Here is a 23,168-nt window from a genome sequence, read left to right on the forward strand (position 1 = left end):
CGATGGCTGAAACACCGCTGAACGAGCCGACGCCGGACAGCGTTCCGCTGACGGTCAACCAGGAGGCCATGTGGGTCGGCTGGCAGGTCGCCCCGACCGCGCCGACGCATGTCCTGCCGTTCGCGTTCAGGGTGACCGGGGAACTGGCCACAGCGCGCCTGCGGCAGACCGTCGCCGCGCTCGGCACCCGGCATCCGACGCTCCGTGGCCGCGTGGTCGCCAGTACCGCGGGCGCCCGGCTGACCTGGCGTGACGCGCCACCGATTCCGGTCACCGAGCGTGCCGTGACCGGTCGTGTGGAGCAGGCCGTGCTCGACACCGCCCATAGCGTGCCGTTCGACCTGGACCACGGGCCGCTCGCCCGCGTCGAGGTACTGCGCGGCCCGGACTACACGGTGCTCCTGATCGCCGTGCACCACATCGTCTTCGACGGCACCTCCGTAGTGCCCTTCCTGCTCGACCTGCGACGAGCCTACGCGGGCGAGGAACTCGACGCCGCGGACAGTCTGACGCCTCTGCGGACCATGGCACGCCGGGGCCGCGAACTGTCCGACGGACCTGAGGGTGCCGACCACCGCGCCTTCTGGCAGGGCCTGCTCGCGGAACCGATCGGCCACCAGACCTTGCCGTGCCGCCAGACGGCCCCCGATGAATTCCGGTTATGGAAATTCGGCATCGACCCGGAGACGGAGGCACGCGTCCGCGACTTGGCTCGCGAGACCGGGACGTCGTACTTCACCGTGATGTTCGCCGCGTTCTTCCTGATGCTGCGTCACCACATGGGCCACGACGATCCCGTCGTCGCCGCGCCGCACCACGGACGCACGGACCCGGCGCTGAAAGACCGCGTCGGATACTTCGTGAACGTGCTGCCGTTCAGGCCACGGCCGAAGGGATCGCATACCTACCGCGCGTACCTGGGTCACTTCCGCGACCATGCACGTCAGGTGCTGGCGCACCATGCGCTTCCGCTGCCAGCGCTGCTCCGCGCCGCGTCGCTGACGGGTCCCGAAGCACACAAGCGCACCCACGAGACGGTGTTCCAGTACTGGAACCCGACCATCGACGACCGCCTTGACGTGCGTGACATCGAACTCCCCGGTCCGGACGGCACCTGCCGGCTGGAGCTGATCGACGTACTCGACGTCGCCGACTACGCGCTGACCGTCATGCTGCGCGAGGACACCACCGGCAGCTCGATGGTCTGGAAGGACCCGAACAACCGCTTCGGCGACGAGATGCTGCGACGTCTGTCCGAGGACTACCTCACCGTGCTGCGCGACATGGTCGAGCGCCCCGACGGCACCGTGGCGGACGGCACCGCCTGCCTGTCCCCGTCCTTGGCGCTCAGCGAGCCGCCGTCGGCACACACGGAGATCCCGATGCCGTCCGAGGCGACGCCAGAAGCCGAACCCGACGTGGACCCGGAAATCCTCAGCGCCGTCGCGGACGTGTGGCGGGACGTGCTGGGCCTGCCGTCCGTGGCCGCGGCCGACTCCTTCTTCGAACTGGGCGGCCACTCCCTGCTGGCCGCGACGCTCATCGACCGGATCGCGCGCCGGCTGAACGCCGATCTCGCACTGGCCGACCTGTTCGGCCACCCGCGACTGGGCGACCTCGCGGCCATCGTCCAGCGTCGCCTGTCCGAGCGCGGCGAGAAGACCGCCGCGCCCGCACACCGCACCGGCCCGGTCCCCGCGTCTCCGTTCCAAGAGGGCATCTGGCTGGCCCAGCGTATGGATCCGGACCACGCCCGCTATCACATCCCCCTGTCCTGGGCGGTGGACGGCCCCGTGGACATTCCGGCGCTCCGTGCCGCGCTCACCCGCCTCGTCGCCCGGCACGAGCTGCTGCGCACCGCCTTCGTCGAGCAGGACGGCAGACCCCACCTCGTGGTGATGCCGCCGTGGACGCCCGACCTGGACGAGATCGACGTCCAGGACGCCGACGACACCGAATCCGACCGCGCCGTCGCCGCGTGGGGCGAGGCCGCCGCCCACACCTTCTCGCTCACCCGCGGCCGATTGCTGCGGGCCGCCCTCCACAAGGGCCGGGGCGGCAGGACAACACTCTCCCTCTGCGTCCACCACCTCGTGCTCGACGGCGGCTCCGTCCCCGTGCTTCTGCGCGAGCTGCGCAAGTGCTACCGGGCGGTGACCGGCACCGCGTCCGCCCTGCCCGCTCTGCGGCGCCAATACGGTGACCTGATCGCCCGCTGGGCGGAGCACCGGACAGAAGGCCTGGAATTCTGGCGCCGGCGCCTCGACGGGGCACCCAGCACGCTGAAGCTCCGCGCGCCCCAACAGCCCGAGCCACACGGCCAGTTCACCCTGCCCCTGCCGGCCGACCTGACGACGCGCCTGGCACCGGTCCGCGCGGAGCACCAGGTCTCCGATTTCATGATCACCGCCTGCGCGGTCGCGGGAGCCCTGCACCGGCAGACCGGCCTCCAGGACGTGACCCTCGGCTTCCCCGTCGCGATCACCCGCCCGCCGGCCTTCCGCGACCTGATCGGCCCGAGCATGAACACCGTCCTGCTCCGGACCCACTGCACCCCGCTGACCACGGTCGCGGAACTGCTGCGGCAGGTGCGGGACGAGACCGTCGCGGCGATGACGCACCAGGACGTGCCGTTCGAGAACGTCGTGCGCCAGATGCGGCCACCCCGCCTGCCGGGCCGGACGCCCTATCTGGACGTCCTCGTCAACAGCGTCGACCAGTCCGGCTGGTCACTGGACCTGGGCGAGGCGCGGCTGACGCCGCTCACGATCGGCGGCCGTATCGACGCCGACAGCAAGGTGCCCGTGACGGTCACAACCACCGTCAGCGCCGACGGGACCCTGCGCGCGAGCCTGGCCTACCGAGGAGACCAGGTCGAGCGAGCGGCGGCCGCCGGCCTGGCCATGCAGGTGACCTCGCTGCTGTCCGACCAATTCTCCGCCGACCCCAAAGGGTCGTCACGTGTCCTGCGTGAACCCCGGATCGAGGTGACCGCGTGACCATGGCCACCAGCCCTCGTCCGTTCCGCTTCGGCGTCAGCCTCACCGCCGCCTCCACACGCCAGGCCTGGCTGGACAAGTGCCGGCGAGCCGAGGCACTGGGATACGACCTGATCGCCGTGCCCGATCACCTCGGTGTGCTGGCCCCGTTCCCGGCGCTGGTCGCGGCCGCGGCCGTCACCGAGCGGCCGCGCCTGGCCACGTACGTCCTCAATGCCGCGTTCCACAATCCGGTGCTCCTCGCACGCGACGCGCTCACGACGCAGTTGGTCACCGGTGGCCGACTGGAACTGGGCATCGGCGCCGGATACGCGAAGGACGAGTTCGAGGCGGCCGGCATCCCGTGGACCGGTGCGGGAGCACGCGTGCGCCGGCTGAGCGAGACCGTGACCGAACTTCGCCGGATCCTCGACGATCCGCGCCTCATCGGCTGGTCACGGGCGATCGAACCGCCCCCGTTGATCATCGGCGGACACGGTGACAAGATGCTGCGGCTGGCCGCCGCCCACGCTGACGTCGTCGCATTCGCGGGAGCCACCGGAGGCACCGCCAATCTTGCCGGCGCGGACATCATGGCCGAGCGGGTCGCCTTCTTCGAGGCGGCCGCGGGAGACCGGGCGGCGTCCATGGAACGCAACATCATGGCCCACGTCGTCATCGTGGCGCCGGACCGGGACCGGGCGATCGACATGCTGCGCCGACGCGCCCCGCACCTCGACGGGATGCCGGGCTTCGAGGAACTCCCCACGGTGCTCCTCGGACCCGCGGAGGATATCGCGGCTACGCTCCTCGCCCGCCGCGAGCGATACGGCATCTCCTCGATCTGCGTGCACGAACCGGCGATGGCCGGCTTCGCATCCGTGATCAAGCTCCTCGCAGGACAGTGAGAAACTCACACCCGGCCGCCTACCCCTCGATGTAACCCCGGCGGCGGCACGAACAAGGCTCCCGCGCTGTGGAGAGAGACACCCAGTGTCTCAACTCTTCGGCGTGGGAGCCTTTTTGGCTACGCACCCTGGTGCAGCGGAGCCTCCCGCACCTTCTGGCGGGGCCCTGAAACCGGCATGGAACCGGCATGACAGGGCATCGGCTCGCACCGTCGCGGCGGAGCGCGGCGGCGCCGTCCGGCGACAGGCGTTCCGCAGAACCGCGAAGGCGTCGAGAAGCCCTTTTCGAGGTGTTGCGTAACAAGTCGAAGGCTGACGTGTCTCAAGGACGGCGGGCAGCTCCCGGCAAGCGGGCGCTGAGTCCGCCCGTTGATCACTCAGGTGACTTCTCAGTGTCTGACGGGTCGCCAATTCTCTTTAATCACCCCAGGAGGATGCCTTGTCTGGACGCCACAAGAAGGTGCGTAAGAATGCGATCACGGTGGCGAACCGGTACGCCGCCATCACCCTTTCCCTAGGGGTTGCATTAGGAATCGGCGCGACTGCCGCAGGCCCGGCCATCGCAGCAGAAACCGTGCCGCCGGTAACCGTTAAGAAGACATACAGCGACCCCTTGAGTGAATTCTTTGGCAAGGTCTGGGATCAGTGGACCAATGACTCTCATTTCGGGGCGAATCAGAATATAAATATTACCAACCAGACGGGCCAGGGCCTATATGTCACGTCGAAGCTACGCCTGGGATATCTCCTTGCCGACACAGCGATCGATGCCTACGACACTGCGGTCGGGCTCAAGGGCCTCGTTAAGACTGGAATGAATGCAAAGAAGGCGTATGAGGCCCTGGATTCGATCAGGCAACAAAGCCCGAAGACGTTCGAGGAGCTGAAGAACGCGTGGTCGAGTCTCACGCCTAAGCAGCGCAAGCTGCTGAAGGATTCCGCCCAGGAAGGCCCCGAGGGAGTGGGGGCCGCAGTGTCTATGGTTCAAGATGGCGGTCTCATTAGTAAGCTGAAGGATCTCGGCGATCGTGCAATTAACGGCTCGATTGACGTCAACGACCTGATGGCCGACCCGGCTTTCCGTGAAAAATTCAAAACCGCTGCCGGTGATCCTGTGAAGAACGGCGATGTCAAGAACATCCGGTCACAGAGCTTCGGAGATACCTGGGGCATACCGCCGTTCCGGATCATCATGGTGGGGGGTGGTCCCGTCGTCCTGCCTGGCAGTCCGCCTAGCGCCCTGGCCGGCCTGCTCGGGTTCGATACCGTCGATGTTGTTGCCATGACAGCAGACGGCAAGAAGGCGACGGAGTTCACCACGGCCCCCGACAACTCATGGATCGCCAGACCTAACGACATTGTCCGGTCCGTTTACGGCACCCTGCGTGAACCGAATCTGTGGGCTGGCCAACATACTTGGCACGTTCAGGATTCACCGGCCGCAGGCAAAGAGAACGGCGAGGCCGTTGGAGGTGCCAACGTTGATCCTGCCAAGGTTGACCTGGTGACGAGAATCGTGATGAGCGAGCGTGGCATCTCCCAGGGTGACGCGAACAAGTACCTGGAAGGTATTCCCGATCTATCGAGCTACGTCGATCGTAAGCTGCAAGCGCAGCAGGGGATGAACGAGCTGATGACGCTCCTTACGAAACAGGGCGGGATGGAGCAAAATGAAGCTTATGGCTGGATTAATAGCCAAGCGAAGAGTGCTGGCCTTTCTCCAAAGCAGCTGAATTTCGAAATGAACAAGACGCTGAATGTTCTTGAGAAATGGGGAATGGGGCGAGGGGAAGGGCTCCAATGGATCAGAGGTCAGGCAAATAGCGTGCATCAGACGCCGATCCAGCTTATGAAGAGCGTACAGGAAACGGGCGCTGTCGCCGACCTTAAGAGGGAAAAGCAAGAGCTGACCACAGAGGAGGCTGTGGATTCCCTGAAGGGCAAGGACAGGCCGGCGCGAGAGGCAGTACCGGACGAGACCGGTGACGTCTCGGCAGTCGAAAAAGAGATGAGCTCGGCCGATGCTGAGCAGGTCGCCCAAATCATGAAGGACAACCCAGGGGTAAGCAAGGAGACTGCCTTCAAGGCCCTGGAGGTCTACCGGAAGAATACCGATAATGTCGACGGGGCGGCCGGCAATGCCCAAGAGGGAATTGATCCTGCGTTGGAGCAGAAGATTGCCGATCTTGTGAAGAACAACCCGGGTATGACACGGCAGGATGCGCTTGATGCGCTGGGTTCCAAGGGGCAGCCTGCGAAGGACGATCCGCTGACCGATTCGAAGCCTGGGGCTGGGGAGAAGCAGGCGTCTGAGGCTGACGCCAAGGCCAAGGAGGAGGCTGACGCCAAGGCGAAGGAGGAGGCTGACGCCAAGGCGAAGGAGGAGGCTGACGCCAAGGCGAAGGAGGAGGCTGACGCCAAGGCGAAGGAGGAGGCTGACGCCAAGGCGAAGGAGGAGGCTGACGCCAAGGCGAAGGAGGAGGCTGACGCCAAGGCGAAGGAGGAGGCTGACGCCAAGGCGAAGGAGGAGGCTGACGCCAAGGCGAAGGAGGAGGCTGACGCCAAGGCGAAGGAGGAGGCTGACGCCAAGGCGAAGGAGGAGGCTGACGCCAAGGCGAAGGAGGAGGCTGACGCCAAGGCGAAGGAGGAGGCTGACGCCAAGGCGAAGGAGGAGGCTGACGCCAAGGCGAAGGAGGAGGCGGACCGTAAGGCCAAGGAGGAAGCGGACCGTAAGGCCAAGGAGGAAGCGGACCGTAAGGCCAAGGAGGAAGCGGACCGTAAGGCCAAGGAGGAAGCGGACCGCAAGGCCAAGGAAGAGGCTGACCGCAAGGCCAAGGAAGAGGCTGACCGCAAGGCCAAGGAAGAGGCTGACCGCAAGGCCAAGGAGGAAGCGGACCGTAAGGCCAAGGAGGAAGCGGACCGTAAGGCCAAGGAAGAGGCTGACCGCAAGGCCAAGGAAGAGGCTGACCGTAAGGCCAAGGAGGAAGCGGACCGCAAGGCCAAGGAGGAAGCGGACCGTAAGGCCAAGGAGGAAGCGGACCGTAAGGCCAAGGAAGAGGCGGACCGTAAGGCCAAGGAGGAAGCGGACCGTAAGGCTCGTGAGGAAGCCGACCGTAAGGCCAAGGAGGAAGCGGACCGTAAGGCTCGTGAGGAAGCCGACCGTAAGGCCAAGGAGGAAGCGGACCGTAAGGCTCGTGAGGAAGCCGACCGTAAGGCCAAGGAGGAAGCCGACCGTAAGGCTCGTGAGGAAGCCGACCGCAAGGCCAAGGAGGAAGCCGACCGTAAGGCTCGTGAGGAAGCCGACCGCAAGGCCAAGGAGGAAGCCGACCGTAAGGCTCGTGAGGAAGCCGACCGCAAGGCCAAGGAGGAAGCCGACCGGCGGGCTCGCGAGGAGGCTGACCGCAAGGCTCGTGAGGAAGCCGAGCGTCGGGCTGAGGAGCATGGTCGGGAGGAGCGGCGGTAGCCGTTCGTCTGGGAGACCGCCGACCACCGCGGGGCTGGCGGCGGTCTCCCGGGTGCTGAACAGAACGCCCCGTCACCACGGTCCACGAGGGGGCCGTGGGAGGAGAACCGAACCGGGCGCGCCCCCACGGACCTTGCGGTGTACCTCCGCCTCCGCGCTGTGGCGCTTGCACGGCGCGGGGCGGTCAGATCAACGCGACTGGCTTCGGTACGTCGTCCGACTGAGAGCGTGACGTTCGGACTGCCGTGGATGTCCGGAGGTCCTGACGCGGCGGGCAGCCGTACGTTTCCCGGTACAAGGCGGCGAAGCGGCCGACGTGGAAAAAGCCCCATCGCATGGCGATGTCGGTGACTGTGGTGCCGCTGGAAGGGGAGGCTGCCAATAGGTCGTGGTGGGCGCACGCGAGGCGCATCCGGCGGAGGTGCGCGAGCGGAGTCGTGTCGAGGTGCCGGCGAAAGGCGTATTGCAGAGAGCGGATGGTGACGTGGGCGGCACCGGCGATGTCGGCAAGGGTGATGGGTTCGCCGACATGGTCGTCCATATAGGTGAGAGCCCGGCGCAGCGTACGTGGGTGCGCGTCGTTGCGATCGGATGCGCTGGGGTCGGTGCGCGCCGTGTTGGGGAAGGCGGAGAGGACGCTCGCGGCCAGCAGTTGGGTCGCGGTGGAGATGATCAGGGGCTGGTTCGCGACAGCGGGCTCGGCCAGAACGTGGTCGCGCAGGTAATGGATGGTGCTCCGCAACTGGCGGGCTGCCGCCGCGGAGTGCGGCAGGTGCCCGGTCAGCCGGACCGGCTGGGGCTCTCGACTGTTAGCTCTGGTGGCCACTTGGGAGAGCAGATCCGGCTCCAGCATGGTGATGTTGTAGCGGGCGGAGCAGATCCGTCCGTAGGAAGGCAACTCCGGCGAGGCCAGTGAGGCCACGTCTCCGGGGCCCAAGGCCTCAATGCTGTCCCCGATGGAATGGCTGCGGACGGTGCCCTCATGGACCAGGCACAGGCAGATCCTGTGCAGCGGGTTGGTGGAGTAGGTCATGTCGAAGCTCAGGTCGCACTCGTCGACCGTCACGCAGGGCGTCGCTTCGCGGCGGATCGTCGCGTGGCTGGGCCCAGGCGTGGAGCTGCTGATGCGCATCCTGCCGTAGGCATGACTGAGGAATTCCTCGGTCTCACTCAGATCGTCGCTCTCGAAGACCAGGGTGCTCATCGCGGGCCGTCCTCTCGGCCGGGGAAGCGGTTTCCGCCCAGAGGCTACGGGCCTCGGTCGGTTCGATGCCCAGATATGAGGAGGCGTTCACCCGTGTGTGAGCGGCGGGCGCTGGACATGGTGGCCGAACGGCAGGGCTGCGGGGATCTCGACCGTGGAGACTGGCTGACGTTTTTACTGAAGATCCGACAATTTGGCCGTAACAAAAGGGCGTGAGTCGTGTCAAAGTCTGTAGAGAGCTGATCCACCCAGGAGGAGCCTGGGTGAGCCGGGAGGCCACTGTCCTACCGCCCCAATGGCCGGACTACCCGAGGACAACCCGACCGGCACAGCTCCCAACCCGCCGGCACCGTCGTTCACGCGGTCCGCGATGAGAACGCCCCCGCGAGGGCGCTCGTGGACGGACAGGGGGTCGCGGCCCGGCGGGCCCCAGCTGCCCCGCCTGCTCTGCGCACGTACGGGACGTGACATAGCGCCAGGAAGGGGCCCGCGGCGCCCAGAAAAAGGATGTGATCATGCCCGCCAGCCTGCGCGCTCGCCGTGGCCCGCGTGCAGCGGGTACCGCACCGCGGGCCGGCCGCCGCCTTCGTCTGATACGAGTACTCGCTGTCCGTCGTGCGGTGCGGCTGGTGCATTGGTTCCCGTACGGTTCGTCGTCCGTTGCCGGGTCTCCGCCGGCGGACGCTACGACTGGGCAGGAACTCAGCGAGCGTGCCCCTCTGGTCACCTCGTCCGCCCTCGGTTCATCAAGTCCGTGAACCCCCTTCCGACCTCCCCTTGGCCTACCCGAGCAGTTTTCGCTCGTCCGGGCGGAAGGTGGTGACCAGGGCGAGACACACAAGTGCGATGCCCACGCGGCCCGAGGCCTGGAGCAGCGGGCCACGCAGCAGGATGAAGGCGTAGCCGCTGATCAGGGGGATGACGATGGCCAGGGTGTGACCCGGCTGGGGATGGTCGACCGTGCGATGGCCGTAGCGGCGGTCGGCGCGGGCACAGACATAGCCCAGGGCGAAGAATCCCCCTGTCATGCCCGCCGGCCCGAAGTCCAGCCAGAGCTCGGCCCACAGAGGCGAGGACAGGTTGGTGTTGTTCATGCCCATCCACTGACCGACCCGCACGCCGGAATCGAGCGGCTTGTCCTGCCACATCGAGCGCGGGACGAAGAACAGCACCGACGCCATGAGCTGGCCGCCGTAGGTGTGGCCCTCACCCGAGTCGGCGAAGGTGATGGTGTTGGCGAACATGCCGACCTGGTCATAGTCCTTGCGCACCAGCGGGTCCAGGACAGAAGCCGACTCCACTGGCCGCCGCCCCCCCTCGTCATAGCGGAAGCGGTCCATGAACGGAAACAGCAGAAGGGCGGCCACGACCCCGGTGGCGAGCGCCGCCCGGTACGTTACCGGGCTTCTGGGAAAGGCGGTGAAGAGGACGGAGAACATCACGGTCAGGAACCAGTAGCGCGGATTGGAAACCGGGTTGTTGACCACCGCGTTCACCACGAGCAGCCCGGCCCACATGGCGATCACCGGCAGGCGGCGCCGTGCATGGCGGGAGGCGACCAGCCAGCGGGTCAGGAACAGGAACGCCAGCAGCGCGGGCACGGTCCCGAAGCCGCGGAGAAACGCCGAGCCGATCTGGGAGTGGCCACCGCCCCCGGTGCTTGCCTGGATCCCCTCGCTGATCTCCTGCCGGCTGCTGAAGAAGACCGCGGGGCCGCCCAGCTTCACGACGAACAGCGCGCTCGCGAGATACGCGAAGGCCACCAGCACATACAGCCGGCGACGGTTGACTGAGGCGGTACGCCGTGGTCCGCGGGCACTGCGGAATACCGGCGGGCGGTGGCGGGCCAGCTGAACACCCACATCGAAAGCCACACAGCCACACAGCGTCAGCGACTCCGCGAGCACCAGGTCCGAACGCGGCCCGACCACCGGCGTAGGCGTCTGGCCCAGAACCGCCTGTGCCAGCGGAGCGACACCCATAGCCACATAGGCGAACAGCCAGAACGACCCCTGGATCAGACGGCGCCGCGCCGTAAGGATCATCGCGACCAGTCGCGCCCCCGCATAGCAGGTGAGCGTGAGCTGCAGCCAGTACGCCACGTCATGCACACCGGGGCCCGGCTGTACGGCCACCATCACCGGCAGAACGAACACCAGACCCAGTGCCAGCGGGACCGCCAAGGCCCGCGAAAGCACTGCCCGTGGCGAAACGGACCCGGCCTCCACCGCCGGGACGGTCGGCTCGTCGGCCGCGGATCCAGTCGGCGGCTCCCCCGCTAAGTCGGCTGTCATGGTCCTCCCTCGCTTCCCCTAACCTGGGGCAGTGTAGGGAGAGCCTGGATTCACTGAGAGTGCTGGGGAGCATCTCAGGGGGAGGAGACTGACTGTGCGAGTTCTGCACGTCGTGACGTTACACACGCCGACCAATGACTTCGGGGGGCCCACCCGTGTGGCCCTCAATCTCTCGAAGGGCCTCAGAGCCCGCGGAGTGGACGCGCGGATCGCCACGCTGGGCGACGGATTCACCGGACCGCTCCCCTCGGCCATTGAGGGAGTGCCGTCCTTCATGTTCCAGGCGCGGCACGTACTGCCGCGGTTCGAGGTCAGCGGCATCACATCGCTCGCGCTGCTCGCCCGCGCCCGACGGCTGGTGGAGGCGGCCGACGTCGTCCACGTCCATCTCATGCGGGACCTGATCACACTGCCGTTCGCGCTCATGGCGCTCAGGTGTGGTCGGCCGGTCGTGCTCCAGACGCACGGCATGATCGACCCGACCGACCAGCGGGTCGCCCGCCTGGTCGACTTGCTGGGGCTGCGACGCGTGCTGCGCGAGGCCGACGGCCTGCTGTATCTGACCGATGCGGAGCGGGACGGGGTCCAAGCAGTCATCCCGGGCACCCCTCTGAAAAACGCGCATCGCCTGGTCAACGGCGTGACGCTGAACGAGCGGCGCCCCCCGCGCGGCGAGCGTCCGCCAACCGTGCTTTATCTGGCCCGGGTGCAGCAGCGCAAGCGCCCCCAAGACTTCATCAGAGCCATCCCCACCGTGCTGAAGGAGTACCCCGAGGCACGCTTCGTGCTGGCCGGGCCCGACACGGGAGCACTCGCGGGACCGATGCTCGACCTCGCGCGGGATCTGGGAGTTCAGGACTCGGTGGAGTACGTGGGGGCGCTGGGTCACACCGAGGTGCTGGAGCAGTTGCGGCAGTCGGACGTCTACGTCCTGCCCTCCGTCGTCGAACCGTTCGCCGTGTCGATCCTGGAAGCCATGTCAGTAGGCCTGCCAGTCGTCGTGACCCGGACCGGCGGGCTGTCTCCGGATGTCGCGGCGGCCCGTGCCGGACGGCTGACGGACAGCCGCCCGGACACGGACAACGGCGAAGCCGTCGGTGAAGCCATCCTCGAACTGCTGGATCCCTCAGCCAACGCGGAGGCGTCCGAAGCGGCCTTCCGGCTCGTCCGCGACAAGTTCTCCATCGAGGCGGTCGTCGACACCTTGCTCGATGTCTACGACGGGGTCGTCCGGTAGCTCAGGGCGGATCCAGTTCGGATACAGCCGGGGATGCCTCCGGATTCATGAATGTGTCACGACCGTGGCCGGCATGCAGATCATGGTGTATCCGGGCGAACTCGAAGCGAGGCCCAGGATCGACAGCAAGGACGGGCTCACCGGGTCCTGGTGGTACTGGCACGCGAACGCCACCGTGGTACTCGTGTCCCTCCTGATGAGCGTCGGATATACGCCGTGATCACCGCCCGGTGACATCAGGGTGGACAGCACGGTTCGTGCAGGCAATTCCTCCCCGAACAGCCGGTCGAGCTCCTCAAAGCTGACGGAGGATCCCACATCTTCTCCTCTGAAGGTGATAAAAGGCGCGGTCCCGGTGTGCTCGCCCATGAGTCCTCCGGCCGCCGGGCGGCTGGCGTGCCGGGTACGGGTCGTCCTTGCTGTCCTTCTCGGCTAACTGATACGCCGCGAGTGAGTAACGGACAGGCGTAAGACTCACTCGATCGGAGCGGGAAACGACTGAAGGGCCAGCAGAATTCACTTCAGTTTTGCGCTCATTCGAGTCCCACCCTTTGGGCGGTATCAACGGGCCGGCCTGGTGCCCTGCGGCTCAATACATCTCGACCGACGTCTTTCCGTAGTCGACAAGTCGGTGTTCGTTGACGCGACGCCAGACACACTGGGGACGGGGCCGGTGCCGACGGCCATGGGCAGTGGCGGGCTAAGTGGGGTTCGCCGCAGCGCAAAGCCCCGCCTGCCCCGACGGGGGATTACGGAAGGCAGACGGGGCAGCCGTGGACGCGTGGGTGACACTCATTCACGGCTCATCCATTATACGGAATCCGGTGATCAGTTCAGGCTGACGGCCTGACCCCCTGCCGGTCGGTCCACGAGTCAGCATGTGGCCCGGCCGGCAGCACAGGGGGTCAGTCGTCCATTGCGGTCATACGGCCATTCGTCAGGCGTCGTCGGCGAGGGTGCTGCCCGGGAGCAGTAGCGCCGAGGGGGCGCTTCCCACACCGCGCACCAGACCGGTGAGTTGGTCCGTGGTCTGCCCGACGACGCCACGTGGCGAGGCCTCAGGGGAGGCGGACGGCGCAAAGGGCGTGGGCAGGCCGCCCCCCAGCAGCGAAGGCCGCAGCACCTTGGGTTCGGGAGACGGCGTCGGGTCGTGGGCGGGCGGCACCAAGGGGAAGAGATCGTGGGCCTTGTCCGGCCGCTGCGGAGAGGCGGTCTCCATCCTCGCGGCGACATGGGGTGTTGCCTTGCGCGGCGTCTTGCGCTGGTCGCCGTCCGCGTGCGAGGTCTTGCCTCCCGGCTTGTGCGCGCCCTTGTGGGCATCGGAGTTGTCGGCTTCGGCCGGTGAAGCAGGTGGCGTTGACGGATCACCTAGTGAATCGGCCGGAACGAGCGGTCCGTTGTCCACGGCGGACAGGACGCCCGTCGCTGGATCACCTGAGGCATAGGCCGAGTCCCACGCCAGGACATCCTGAAGGTACTTCTGAGAGGGGTTGTAGCTGAGGATGGCCTGCTTCAACTGGAGCGGGTCGCTGAGGTCACGGTTGCCGGCACACAGATAGGCGGCCGCCGAGGTACTGGCGTCGAAGATGTTGCTCGGATCGGCAGCGGGGGCCGACCGGGTGGTGGTGCCCCAGCGTTTCCAGGTGGGAGGAATGAACTGCATGGGTCCCACCGCGCGGTCCCACGTGGAGTCGCCGTCGAGCTTGCCCTGGTCGGAATCGTGCAGGGAGGCAAAAGAACCTCCATTCAGCACAGGCCCCAGGATGGGTGACGCCGTGAACCCATCCTCCGTGAGGGCGCCGCCCCGTGCGTGATTGGACTCCACCTTCCCGATGGCAGCGAGCAGTGTCCACGGAAGGTGGCAGCCCGGCGTCCGGAACGCCTGCTCTTGAGCCGCACGATGGTAGGCCGCAAGTGCCAGCGCGGGAATGTCTCCCTCGGCGATGCTTGCGGAGTACGCGGCCAAAACAGCATCATCGGGCTTCTTCTTGGGTTTCTTTTCCTTGTTGTGGGGCTTCTTTCCAGGAACCGTAGGGGGAACTGGCGTTGCCATTTCCGGCGGGGCTGCGGATGGCGTGCTGTGCGGCGTGCCGAACCCGGGAGGGTAAGCAGCACTCGTCTTGGGCGGAGAGAATGACGATACCGAGGTGGTGATGGCTCCAGCAGTGCAGGCCACAATTGTGCCGATCAAGATGACTTTCCGAACCCGGCGGCCGCGGCCTCGTGCACTCTGCGAATCTTGTCGCTCATCAGAGGACGAACTGATGTCAGACATGGCAATGCCTCCGCTCAGACAGCGTTTAGCAGCGAGCCGCTCATAGCGCGCTTTCCTAGCTGTTCTGCCTAGAGGGCGGGGACGGCCGGGTATGACTCGATGACCATGCGGTGGCGGGGGAACGTCACTCTGTCGGACCGTCCATCTGCCCATGCACACAGGGGCATCGCGATTTCAATGTTTTCCCCTGGTCGCACAACTGCCCCATAGGCGCGTCATGTCCGCACCTGCTGAACGTCTGTCTTGTGAACGGCATCGCGCCGACGGGCTCCCGCTCGTCACGGGCGGACCGTGGACCGTGTGGCGTCAGGAGGGAGAGTCAGTCATGTACGGAGGTATCGGCGGAGGCATCGGCCCCATCGTGGGGGGAGGGGGCGCGCTTGCCGGGACCGGCGTGGGACGGATGGGGATCGCCATCCTGCTGGCCCTGGGACTGGTCGTGGTCGGGGCCCTGCTGCTTCGCTCCTCGTCGCTGAAGCACCACCGGAGCAGGCGCCGGTGAACGAGAGTGCCGGGGACTGAACGAGGGTGCCGGGGACTGCTTTCAGCCGTCGCCCGGCACCACTCGTCTCAACCGTTGTTCTGTACCTGCTCGGGCGCTGCCGCGTACGCCCTCCGGAACAGCAGAACGAAACAGAGCGCCGCCAACGGCAGACACAGTGCCGTGAGGAAGTCCGTGAAGACCAGGTGCTTGTGGAGGTCGGACGCTCCCCCGGTCATGACCACAGTCCAGAACTGCAGCACCAAGGCGATGACCACGCACACCGTCATCCGTCCCAATGCCCGTGCCGGTTGCCGAGCCCAGGGCCGGCTGGCGAGTACGGCACCCAGCGCGATCGTGACGAGCCAGAGCAGGGGAATGAGGGCCGGCACATCCCGGAGCCATTCGAAGATGTCGGTGACCACCGCGATCCGCCGCTCTTTCGCGTACTGCGGATGCCCGGAGTTCGCCGGATACGAGCCGAGATGGTGCAGAGTCAGCCGGCTCATCCCCTGGACACCGCGCGACCCCATGGCGACCACCCGGCTGGGGTTCTCCAGGTAGTGCAGCTCGATTCTGGCAGGCGAGACGTGCTGCTTGTAATCGTCCCAGAACGGAGTCCTGGCCGCGGACCGCCCCGAAATCATCGTGGTGTTCATGGCGGAGATGAGCCGCTGGTCGGCACCCAGGGCCTGAAGGTCCGCCAGCGGATCCATGCTGTTCGGCAGCATCTCTGTGAACACGGCGTCGTACCAGACGAGTTGATTGAGACGTTTGGACTGCGCCGCGGCGAACCCACCGGCGACTCCGCACACCAGGACACAAGCGATCAGGGCGGGCCAGCGCACGGCCAACCACCGCGTGAACCGTTGCTGGCGGCTTGCGCCGGGGGAGACGGAATGCCTCTCACCCTTCTGCCGCACACTGGGACGCCACAGCAGTGCCAGCAGTGTCACGGGCAGCAGCGACAGCAGCTGGGGCTTGGCCGTCATGGTGAAGAGCGCGGCGGCCGTGGTCAGAACGATGCCGCCGACCGACGCGGTCGTGCGCCGCCACAGCAGGAGGAGCGACGGGCACAGGAGCAGAAGGCCGATAAATCCGGCCGCCTCACTGTAGGGCGAGATGAAGAAGTCCGCGAAGGCCGAATCGCACATGACCAGGCCGAAGCAGCCGGTTACCACGAGCCGCAACCACAGGGGCCCCGGCAAGAGCACGACCAGCAGGGCGATGATGGCGCCGAAGGCCAGCGCGAGCAGCAGCCCGATCGCTCGCAGATCCAGTGCGCCGGGCAGACCCAGCACGGGTGTCAGGGCCTTGGCGAGACCCACGACGAGTTGCTGTGAGGAGTAATACGGTTCGCCTGAGAAAAGCGCACCGCACGTCTCCCCGTACCAGGTATGGGACACATAGGTCGGATAGACGTGGGCCGAAGGCTCAGCGCTCCAGGGATGGTTGCTCACCACGCCGAACTCGCAGAGCAGCCGGGTGCCGTCTCCGTCGTCCCCCATCCCGACCACCCCGCCCAGCAGCAAGCGCAGCAGCATCACGACCGTCCAGACGAACCCGGCGACGATGGCCGCTGTTCTCACCCCGCGACGGCTGGGCTCACGGACTGATGATCGAAGGCGTGCGGAGGCTCTTTCCAGGGCCGCGCGCGCGTCGTACGTCGTGGTGGTCATACCCGTCCCTTCGCACTCCCGCTGAGGGTGCCGACGATGGTCGCTGCCGGATTGGCCGGACCGACACCGCACTTCACCGTCCTGACACCCTTCGCCCATTCGTCACTGCTCGGCGTCCTGGCCTTGACCGTGAGAGTCGGTACACGGCTCAGCTTCGTCCGGAGGAACTCCTCCACGAAGGGCCCGCACTGCTTGGTCGCCGTTGTCTCGGCTTCCTCGAAACGTAATGCGCCATCGAGGTTGAGCCATACGGCCACCTCCTCGCGGTCATGCGGGTGATCGCAGGTCACGACGGTGCTGCCGCGTTCGCATTGGCGGACGGCCGAAGACTGGGGCTTCTTCATCACATCGCGCGCGGGAAAGGACACAAGGGGCCCGTTCTTGGCTTCCCTGACCGGGGGCACCAGGTCGCAGCGAAGGGTGCGCACGCCCATGGCCCATTCCGCCCGGGTCGGGACGCGCGGCCAGACTGTGAACGCGACGGTGTCGCGCGGCCCGGCTCCCAGATACTGCTTGATCACCTTGGCGTCGTCGCAGCGTTCCTGCGCGTATGCCGCCATCTGTTCCGGGTCGGGCCGCTTCCCGTGCGCGGCGATCGCGCCCTCGAAGGACAGCACCCGGTAGGTCTCGGTCCGGTGCGGCCGGCCGCACGGAACCGGTGGCGCGATATCGCTGGGCTGCACCATCTCCTGCTGCGTGCGAAAGGTGTGGCAGGTCCCTACGACCTGCATGACGGTCGGCACGGCGGCCGGCGCCGAGTGGGGGGCCGTGCAGCCGGTCAGCAGTGTGAGCCCGGCAGCACCCAGCAGAACAGGGTATTTGCGCTTATGCATCATCATGTGCCGTCTCGGAAGGGGATGTGGTCGAGGGCGTGTCAGGCTTCGCTGGCGACCGGCTGACCGAGGACGAGAGCCTCGTCGTTGCGGCGGGTCTTGGCCCAGCCGGCACGCCCGATCACCAACCGTCCGAACGCACGCCAGGCGACGACATAGAAGAGATAGATCATCACGGCGTAGGCGACGCCCCAGCCGATGCACCGGTGCAGCGCCAGCGAGGGTTCACAGCGCTGGTGGTAGAGAACGCCCCAGACCGCGAACTGGGCGATGCCGAAGACAAGGTAGAGCGAGAACTCGACGGCACCGCCGGTCTGCAGGAATGTCACCGTCGGGTCGGGATACAGAACCAGGTTGTTCAGGAAGATGAGGATGGGCAGTGGATAGATCACCGTTCCCACCAGCCAGAGCCACGGCTGGATCAGGTAGTACGAGATCTCGATGACCCCCGCGTTGGACAGGTGCGGCGAGCGCCAGGCCTTGGGCAGATAGCGCATGCACTGCATAGTTCCCTGGCACCAGCGGGTCCGCTGCGTCATGAAGCGGGGGAGGCTGTACAACGCCTCCTGGTCCACCCAGGCCTCGGTGGCGTATCCGGTGCGGTAGCCCGCCAGCATGATGTGCAGGCCGAGCTCGAAGTCCTCCAGCAGCGAGCCGCGCCAGGGTTCACGGTCCTGCCGGGCCAGCTGGTCCAGCGCACTCATCCGGCTCAGCTGGCCGTTGCCCCCCATGCAGACGCTCTTGGTGGTCCGACGGGACATCTGGATCGCGGAGATCGCGGCCCGGAACTCGATGTCCTGCAGCCGGACGAGGGTGCGGCCGAACCAGTTCTGCAGCTGCGTCCCGTTCGGCAGCGGCTTGCGGATGTTCCGGTTGACCATGCGGACCTCGATCTGCACCGCGCCCGTCTTCGCGTCACCGAACAGACGCGGCCCCGCGCACACATCCAGCACGTTGGTCGACGGCCGCGCATCCGCGTCAAAGATGGCCACCACGACGGTGGTGCGGTCCACATCCTCAGGCAGCCAGTCGTCGAGCCTCTGGTAGGCGGCGTTCAGCGCATGGCTCTTGCCTGTCCGGGCATACGGCCGGCGGCGTGGCACCAGGTGCACGTGGCGCGAACGCGCGGCGTGCTCCTGGACGATGGCCGCGGTCTCGTCCTCGGAGTCGTCGTCGATGACCCACAGGTGCACATCGGGGAAATGCTCCCGCAGATAGTCGAGCGTCTCACCGATGACGCTCTCCTCGTCCCTGCACGGGATGAAGAAGTGCCACAGGAAGTCCCTCGCATCGCCCGATGGCTGCGGTGTGGCACGCAGATATGAGATGACCAGCAAGATCACGTAGACGGTGAAGCTCCCGCTGATGACGAGTGCGAGTGCCATCGACAGGCCGACGAAGGCGCTCTCCTGGAACTGGTTCACAGCGGCGCTCCCTCCAGCCGGCCACTCGGCTTGCGCCGTCGCATCGCGACCAGGAGCAGGGCGGTCACGGAAGCGGCAACACCCACCAGACTGAGGAGGGAGCCGACCACGGTGTGCGCCCAGCCGAAGCCCTCCGATCCCCACTTCTGGGAGAACGATGCGATCAGACCGATCCGCACCTGGTTCGTGATGACGAGCAGGATGGCCCCGATGCCTGTCCCCGCGAGAATGCGCGGGACGGTGGAGCGGCGGCTGAGCATGAAGCCGGCGCCCACCAGGAGAAGCGGAATGATCAGCATCGCCGAACTGCATCCCGCCGTGATCCGTAGTCCCATCGCGTGCGGAGTGCCGAGACCGAAGAAGGTCACGGCCTCGTCCCAGTCCAGGAGGGTGGTTCCCGTGGTGACCAACCCGATGACGTGCACGCCCGCTGCGGCTTCGGCCGAGCGGAACCACTCGTTGAATCCGAAGAGCAAGCCGGCGGTGAGGAACAGAGCGGCCGCGAGCGCGAACCGGAGGTAGGGCGGCTGAGATGGTCCTGGGATTCCGAGACCGAGGGTCGGCTCCGGTGGCTGACCGTCTGCAGGGTGCGCGCTCATCAGCGGCCCGGGGCGACGAGATGTCGGATTCGGGTGCACTCTCAGGCCTTTCTGCGCAGCGACGTCCGCTGCCCGGACGCCTCTCGCACGAAAGGAGGTGCACCGGGACGAATGATGACGTCATGAGCACGAATTCGGTGCCGTTATGCGATGTGCGGCTCCACGGCGGCCGCTGACCGGACTGGACGCAGCCCGGCCAGAGGCCGTGTTCCTGGACAATCGGCGCAGGCTGGGAGCGTGGCCGCGCTCTGGCCGCCCGTTTCATCTGCGGTGTTCCCGTTGTTCCGGTGTTCCCGGTCGTCGGCAGCAGGGGGTATGCGGGGCAGCGGCCGCAGGACAGCGAGTCCGACGTCAGTGGTGGAACGGCCAGTGACTGTGACCCGAAGGGGGAAAGACGTTCTGTCTGAACTTTCCTGCAATGTTGCCTGGATTTTCGAATTCGACCGCGATGTATGTCTCGTAGTGGCCGGGTCTTCCGCCCACTGCCCGTGCGGCCCCGATGCGTCTGCTCTTCTTCCACACCAATTGCGTGAAGTGACCGGTCCAGGGGCTGAAACCAGGTGAATCGAAATTGTAGTGTGCGCCTTCGGAATACCACTGGGCGACAGCATACCGCGCATCAGTAGCGCCGGAATGCTTGCTAGCACCGCTGCCCCAGTAGAGGACTTCGCCCGTCCGCGTGCGCAAACCCCGATGTCCCTTGCTCAACCGGTGCCCCTTGGAGACTGACCGGACCCTCGACTTCGCATATCTGGTGAGATCGTCATCGAGTCTCACCGGAGCAGAGTGATGTCTGATCCGCACCGTGTTCACTGCATGCAGGGTTTCCTTCAAAAAAGCAGTGGTCGTCGCGTCATGAAATTCCCGATTCCCGGAAGCAGGCATCATTGATGAGCTCAGGAGGCCTACTGCTCCGAGGAATGAGCCTACTTTGGACAGCATCTATCGCCCCTTCGGAATAATCCACGAAATAGCGTCAGTAATATTGGATGGTGATCGGTCGTGTCTCGGCTCTTCATGCGCGACCATCACGGTTTTGCGCCGAGTGGACGTCCGGGAAGATCTGCTAGGGTACTCCTCTATTGATCACAGGTGAGAACCGTCCATTTCACCGTGGCCTGAGAACGTGCCGAAGGCACCGTTTTTCGCATGCATGGCTCAGATGAAACGACATCGTCTCTGATGCGTATGCAGCCTACTGGCCAGGTGCCCCTTGCCCGCCTTCCCTTCCAGGTGAGGGGCACCTTTCAATTCTTCGTCATCCCGAGGCATAGAGCTCACGCAGCCTCGCCGCCTGTGTCTCGCAGGTGTAGGCACGGAGCACACGACTGGAGCTCTCGGAATGGAGGCGGCGGTCTTCGGGAGACGCGAGGATGCGCTGGACCGTAGCGGCCAGAGCCCGTGGAGTCGGTGCCAGACCGGGAAGCCGGAGGGCTTTGAGCGCGGGGATCGCACGTGCCGCGATAGGGAGGCCTGCCGCCGCAGCCTGCATCAGCGTGTCGTAACTGCCCTCCCATGCCGCGGTATGCACATAGACATCAGCCGTTCGCAGTAGCCGGAGCCTGTTGCTCCGGGGGAGTCGTCCCGTCACGCAAACTCCCGCCTTTTCAAGGAGACGTTTGTAACGAGGTTCGCCGTCACCGATCCAGATCCACGAGATATCTGACTCGGCCGCGGTTACCACGGCCTCGAAGAAACTCGGATCCCGCTGCGGGTTCAACGGACCCATGGCTACCGCTGTGGGCCCTGTGGACGAATGAGATGGAAGTTCCGGCGGCTTGCGTGCGTCACTGCGGGGCAGGTGCGGAACCCGGACAATCTTTCCCGTGCGATGCAGGCGAGCCGCAAGGTGCGCCTCACGAGGATTGCATACGGCGACCGCGCTGGATCGCGGGGCCATGACGTATTCCCACGCGACATTGAGGAGTCGTGCCATCTTGGCGAGGTCCCGACGCTCGAACGCATAGGAGTGTGGGCTGTAAATGATGCGATCGGTGGGAATACTGAGCGCCAGTCGGACATATGCTCCGGCACTGAAGGAGTGCGCGTGAACCCATGTGGGATTGACGGTGTTGTAACAGTCGACAATGGCGTGCAAGCGGGACCGATGGCCGCTGGGTAAGGACATGATTTCAGCCGGGTGTGAGCCCGACGAAAGCCTTAATGGAGTACAGGATTCCCATCCGACCAGTAGCCAGTGCTCCAGTTGCGGAGTCGCCGCGAGGTATTCGCTCAGTGCACACGAGATGTTGTCGTCGAGAGGGTCGACGACGTGAAGGACTCGGGCCCGCTCTTCCGTATGCGAAAGGATTCTTCTGTGCGTTTCCGGGCGGACGCAAGTCGAGGACATGCTGCTCATCGATTTGACCTCCGAGAAGCCGGACTGCCTTTCACCGGATGAGAAAGGCAGCCATCGGCCTCTCTTGTACTTGATCAAGAGAGGGAATCCGGGACAACCGCCTCACGAATATCACATTGGGTGATCGCCCGCTGATATGCGCGGCCGTGGCGCCGTGTACGTAAGCAGATCGGCGCACTCTCGTGGGTGCTCGCCGACGGTCACGGGCCGTTGCCGGCTCAGGGCGAGGGAGGCGAAGGACGCCCGAGACGCCAAGGGGGTCGGGAAGAGCCGGAGCCGCCTGGTGTCGAGCACACACCAAGAGCGGTCACCTGTCTGGATGGCCGGCCGTCATGGCGCGGAAGCGCGGGGATCTTATACGCAAACCCCTTCCGCGTAAGCAGGGAAGGGCCCCCTTCAACCCGATAGGTGAGTAAGACATATGAAGAAGCACTCAAGGCGGATGCTTGGCATCATGCTCACGGTGGGCGGTGCGGCGGGCGCGTTGGGGCTGCTGGGTCCGCAAGCCGTCGCGGCCGCGGGAGGTGTCGACCTGTCCGTCGCCAAAGCCGGCCCGGCGTTGGAAAACGCGGGAGATGCCGTCAGATACGAGATCGTCGTCACCAACTATGGTCCCGACGCGTCCACCGGTTGGACGCTCACCGACCAGATTCCGACAGGGCTACTGAACGCGAGCGTCTCCAGCTCCGATGCCAGTTGTGGATCGAACGGCGGCACCATCATGTGCCAGGGCGGCAGCCTCGCAGCGAATTCCAGCGCCATTGTCTACGTGACGGGCACCGCCGGCCCCCAGGGCTTCCGGATGACGAACACCGTCACCGTAGACGGCGTTGAACCCGACCCGAACACTGACAACAACGTTTCTTCGCTCAACACGAACATCCTGGCGGTACCCGTCATGGATCCGGCCATCGGAGCGGCAGCCGCTGCCATGGCCGGCGCCGGTGGTGTGGCTCTCCGTCGCCGCCGGCGTACGACGGCGTAACAGCAACGCCCCAGTCAGGCGCTTCAGCGGGGCACCGGACATCCGGGGTCACGGGGTCAGCGGCTCTTGCTGGCCGCTCCCCGGTTCGACACGTGCGCATGGTGCGTGCCCCGCGAAGCGGCCCTGGAGCGGTCATCTGAGAGGAGCGGCAGGAACGTTCATCGAATCACGGCCCACCACACGAAGTTCTGTCCCGTTGCCGGGGCACAGTCACGGTGTAGGGGCATGCGGTCTGTCGGGGCGACCTTGGCGAAGGCCGCGGATTCTGCATGCCCCGATGCTTTTCCAGTCTCCCTTTACCGCGTGCCGTGGCAACGACATAGACGAGACTGAAATAGGCGCAGAATACAGCCAGGAAGAAAGACCAGGAGACCAGGATAGCCATAAGGAGATATTTCATGTGGGTGACCGTCTCTTCCTGGGAGAAAGAAAAGCATCCGGGTTCATCC

14 protein-coding genes are annotated in these 23,168 nt (G+C 65.9%); 6 read left to right on the plus strand and 8 right to left on the minus strand.

Translation table 11 applies throughout. The features are described 5' to 3' along the window. Positions 1–2: 2 nt before the first annotated feature. From DBP14_RS35510 to DBP14_RS35520, 3 genes are all read left to right on the plus strand, one after another. Positions 3–2,999: a condensation domain-containing protein gene (locus DBP14_RS35510; protein ID WP_129312358.1), complete on the plus strand. Its 2,997-nt coding sequence runs from the start codon at positions 3–5 to the stop codon at positions 2,997–2,999. 2 nt (positions 3,000–3,001) lie between these two features. Then, on the plus strand, positions 3,002–3,886 hold the full coding sequence (locus DBP14_RS35515) for a TIGR03621 family F420-dependent LLM class oxidoreductase (RefSeq protein WP_129312359.1): 885 nt from the start codon (positions 3,002–3,004) through the stop codon (positions 3,884–3,886). A gap of 439 nt (positions 3,887–4,325) precedes the next feature. Then, the gene (locus DBP14_RS35520; RefSeq protein ID WP_129312360.1) at positions 4,326–7,349 is read left to right on the plus strand and encodes a hypothetical protein; all 3,024 of its coding nucleotides are present in this window, start codon (positions 4,326–4,328) and stop codon (positions 7,347–7,349) included. A 184-nt stretch (positions 7,350–7,533) separates the two neighbouring features. Here the strand turns inward: DBP14_RS35520 and DBP14_RS35525 are convergent, their stop codons facing one another. Together DBP14_RS35525 and DBP14_RS35530 are read right to left on the minus strand one after the other, a co-directional pair. Continuing rightward, positions 7,534–8,553, minus strand: coding sequence for a helix-turn-helix domain-containing protein (locus DBP14_RS35525; RefSeq protein ID WP_129312361.1), 1,020 nt, complete (start codon positions 8,551–8,553; stop codon positions 7,534–7,536). A gap of 782 nt (positions 8,554–9,335) precedes the next feature. After that, entirely contained in the window at positions 9,336–10,847 is a 1,512-nt protein-coding gene (locus tag DBP14_RS35530) for an O-antigen polysaccharide polymerase Wzy family protein (protein ID WP_241741390.1), read from the minus strand. Positions 10,848–10,941: 94 nt separating this feature from the next. Between DBP14_RS35530 and DBP14_RS35535 the strand changes: the two genes are divergently transcribed. Continuing rightward, positions 10,942–12,084, plus strand: a complete 1,143-nt coding sequence (locus tag DBP14_RS35535; RefSeq protein ID WP_129312362.1) for a glycosyltransferase — start codon at positions 10,942–10,944, stop codon at positions 12,082–12,084. 45 nt (positions 12,085–12,129) lie between these two features. On the opposite strand, the gene DBP14_RS35540 is transcribed toward DBP14_RS35535, so the two are convergent. Continuing rightward, entirely contained in the window at positions 12,130–12,453 is a 324-nt protein-coding gene (locus DBP14_RS35540) for a hypothetical protein (RefSeq protein WP_129312363.1), read from the minus strand. A 568-nt stretch (positions 12,454–13,021) separates the two neighbouring features. Further along, positions 13,022–14,359 (minus strand): hypothetical protein, encoded by a 1,338-nt coding sequence (locus DBP14_RS35545; protein WP_129312364.1) that lies wholly within the window; start codon positions 14,357–14,359, stop codon positions 13,022–13,024. Positions 14,360–14,684: 325 nt separating this feature from the next. Between DBP14_RS35545 and DBP14_RS36310 the strand changes: the two genes are divergently transcribed. Continuing rightward, positions 14,685–14,861 (plus strand): hypothetical protein, encoded by a 177-nt coding sequence (locus tag DBP14_RS36310; RefSeq protein WP_164992577.1) that lies wholly within the window; start codon positions 14,685–14,687, stop codon positions 14,859–14,861. A gap of 68 nt (positions 14,862–14,929) precedes the next feature. On the opposite strand, the gene DBP14_RS35550 is transcribed toward DBP14_RS36310, so the two are convergent. The 4 genes from DBP14_RS35550 to DBP14_RS35565 are packed head-to-tail and all read right to left on the minus strand — an operon-like array spanning position 14,930 to position 19,252. Further along, positions 14,930–16,519, minus strand: coding sequence for a hypothetical protein (locus DBP14_RS35550; protein ID WP_129312365.1), 1,590 nt, complete (start codon positions 16,517–16,519; stop codon positions 14,930–14,932). Continuing rightward, the gene (locus DBP14_RS35555; RefSeq protein ID WP_129312366.1) at positions 16,516–17,358 is read right to left on the minus strand and encodes a septum formation family protein; all 843 of its coding nucleotides are present in this window, start codon (positions 17,356–17,358) and stop codon (positions 16,516–16,518) included. Before DBP14_RS35555 ends, DBP14_RS35550 begins: the two co-directional genes overlap by 4 nt. Before the next feature lie 35 nt (positions 17,359–17,393). Then, entirely contained in the window at positions 17,394–18,776 is a 1,383-nt protein-coding gene (locus tag DBP14_RS35560) for a glycosyltransferase family 2 protein (protein WP_241741392.1), read from the minus strand. Further along, positions 18,773–19,252 (minus strand): archaeosortase/exosortase family protein, encoded by a 480-nt coding sequence (locus DBP14_RS35565; RefSeq protein WP_164992578.1) that lies wholly within the window; start codon positions 19,250–19,252, stop codon positions 18,773–18,775. Before DBP14_RS35565 ends, DBP14_RS35560 begins: the two co-directional genes overlap by 4 nt. 2,903 nt (positions 19,253–22,155) lie before the next feature. Between DBP14_RS35565 and DBP14_RS35580 the strand changes: the two genes are divergently transcribed. Further along, positions 22,156–22,719: a DUF11 domain-containing protein gene (locus tag DBP14_RS35580; RefSeq protein WP_129312370.1), complete on the plus strand. Its 564-nt coding sequence runs from the start codon at positions 22,156–22,158 to the stop codon at positions 22,717–22,719. The last annotated feature ends 449 nt before the right edge of the window (positions 22,720–23,168 follow it).

Origin of the sequence: Streptomyces sp. L2, from assembly GCF_004124325.1 — a bacterium.
In the GTDB taxonomy this organism is placed as follows: domain Bacteria; phylum Actinomycetota; class Actinomycetes; order Streptomycetales; family Streptomycetaceae; genus Streptomyces.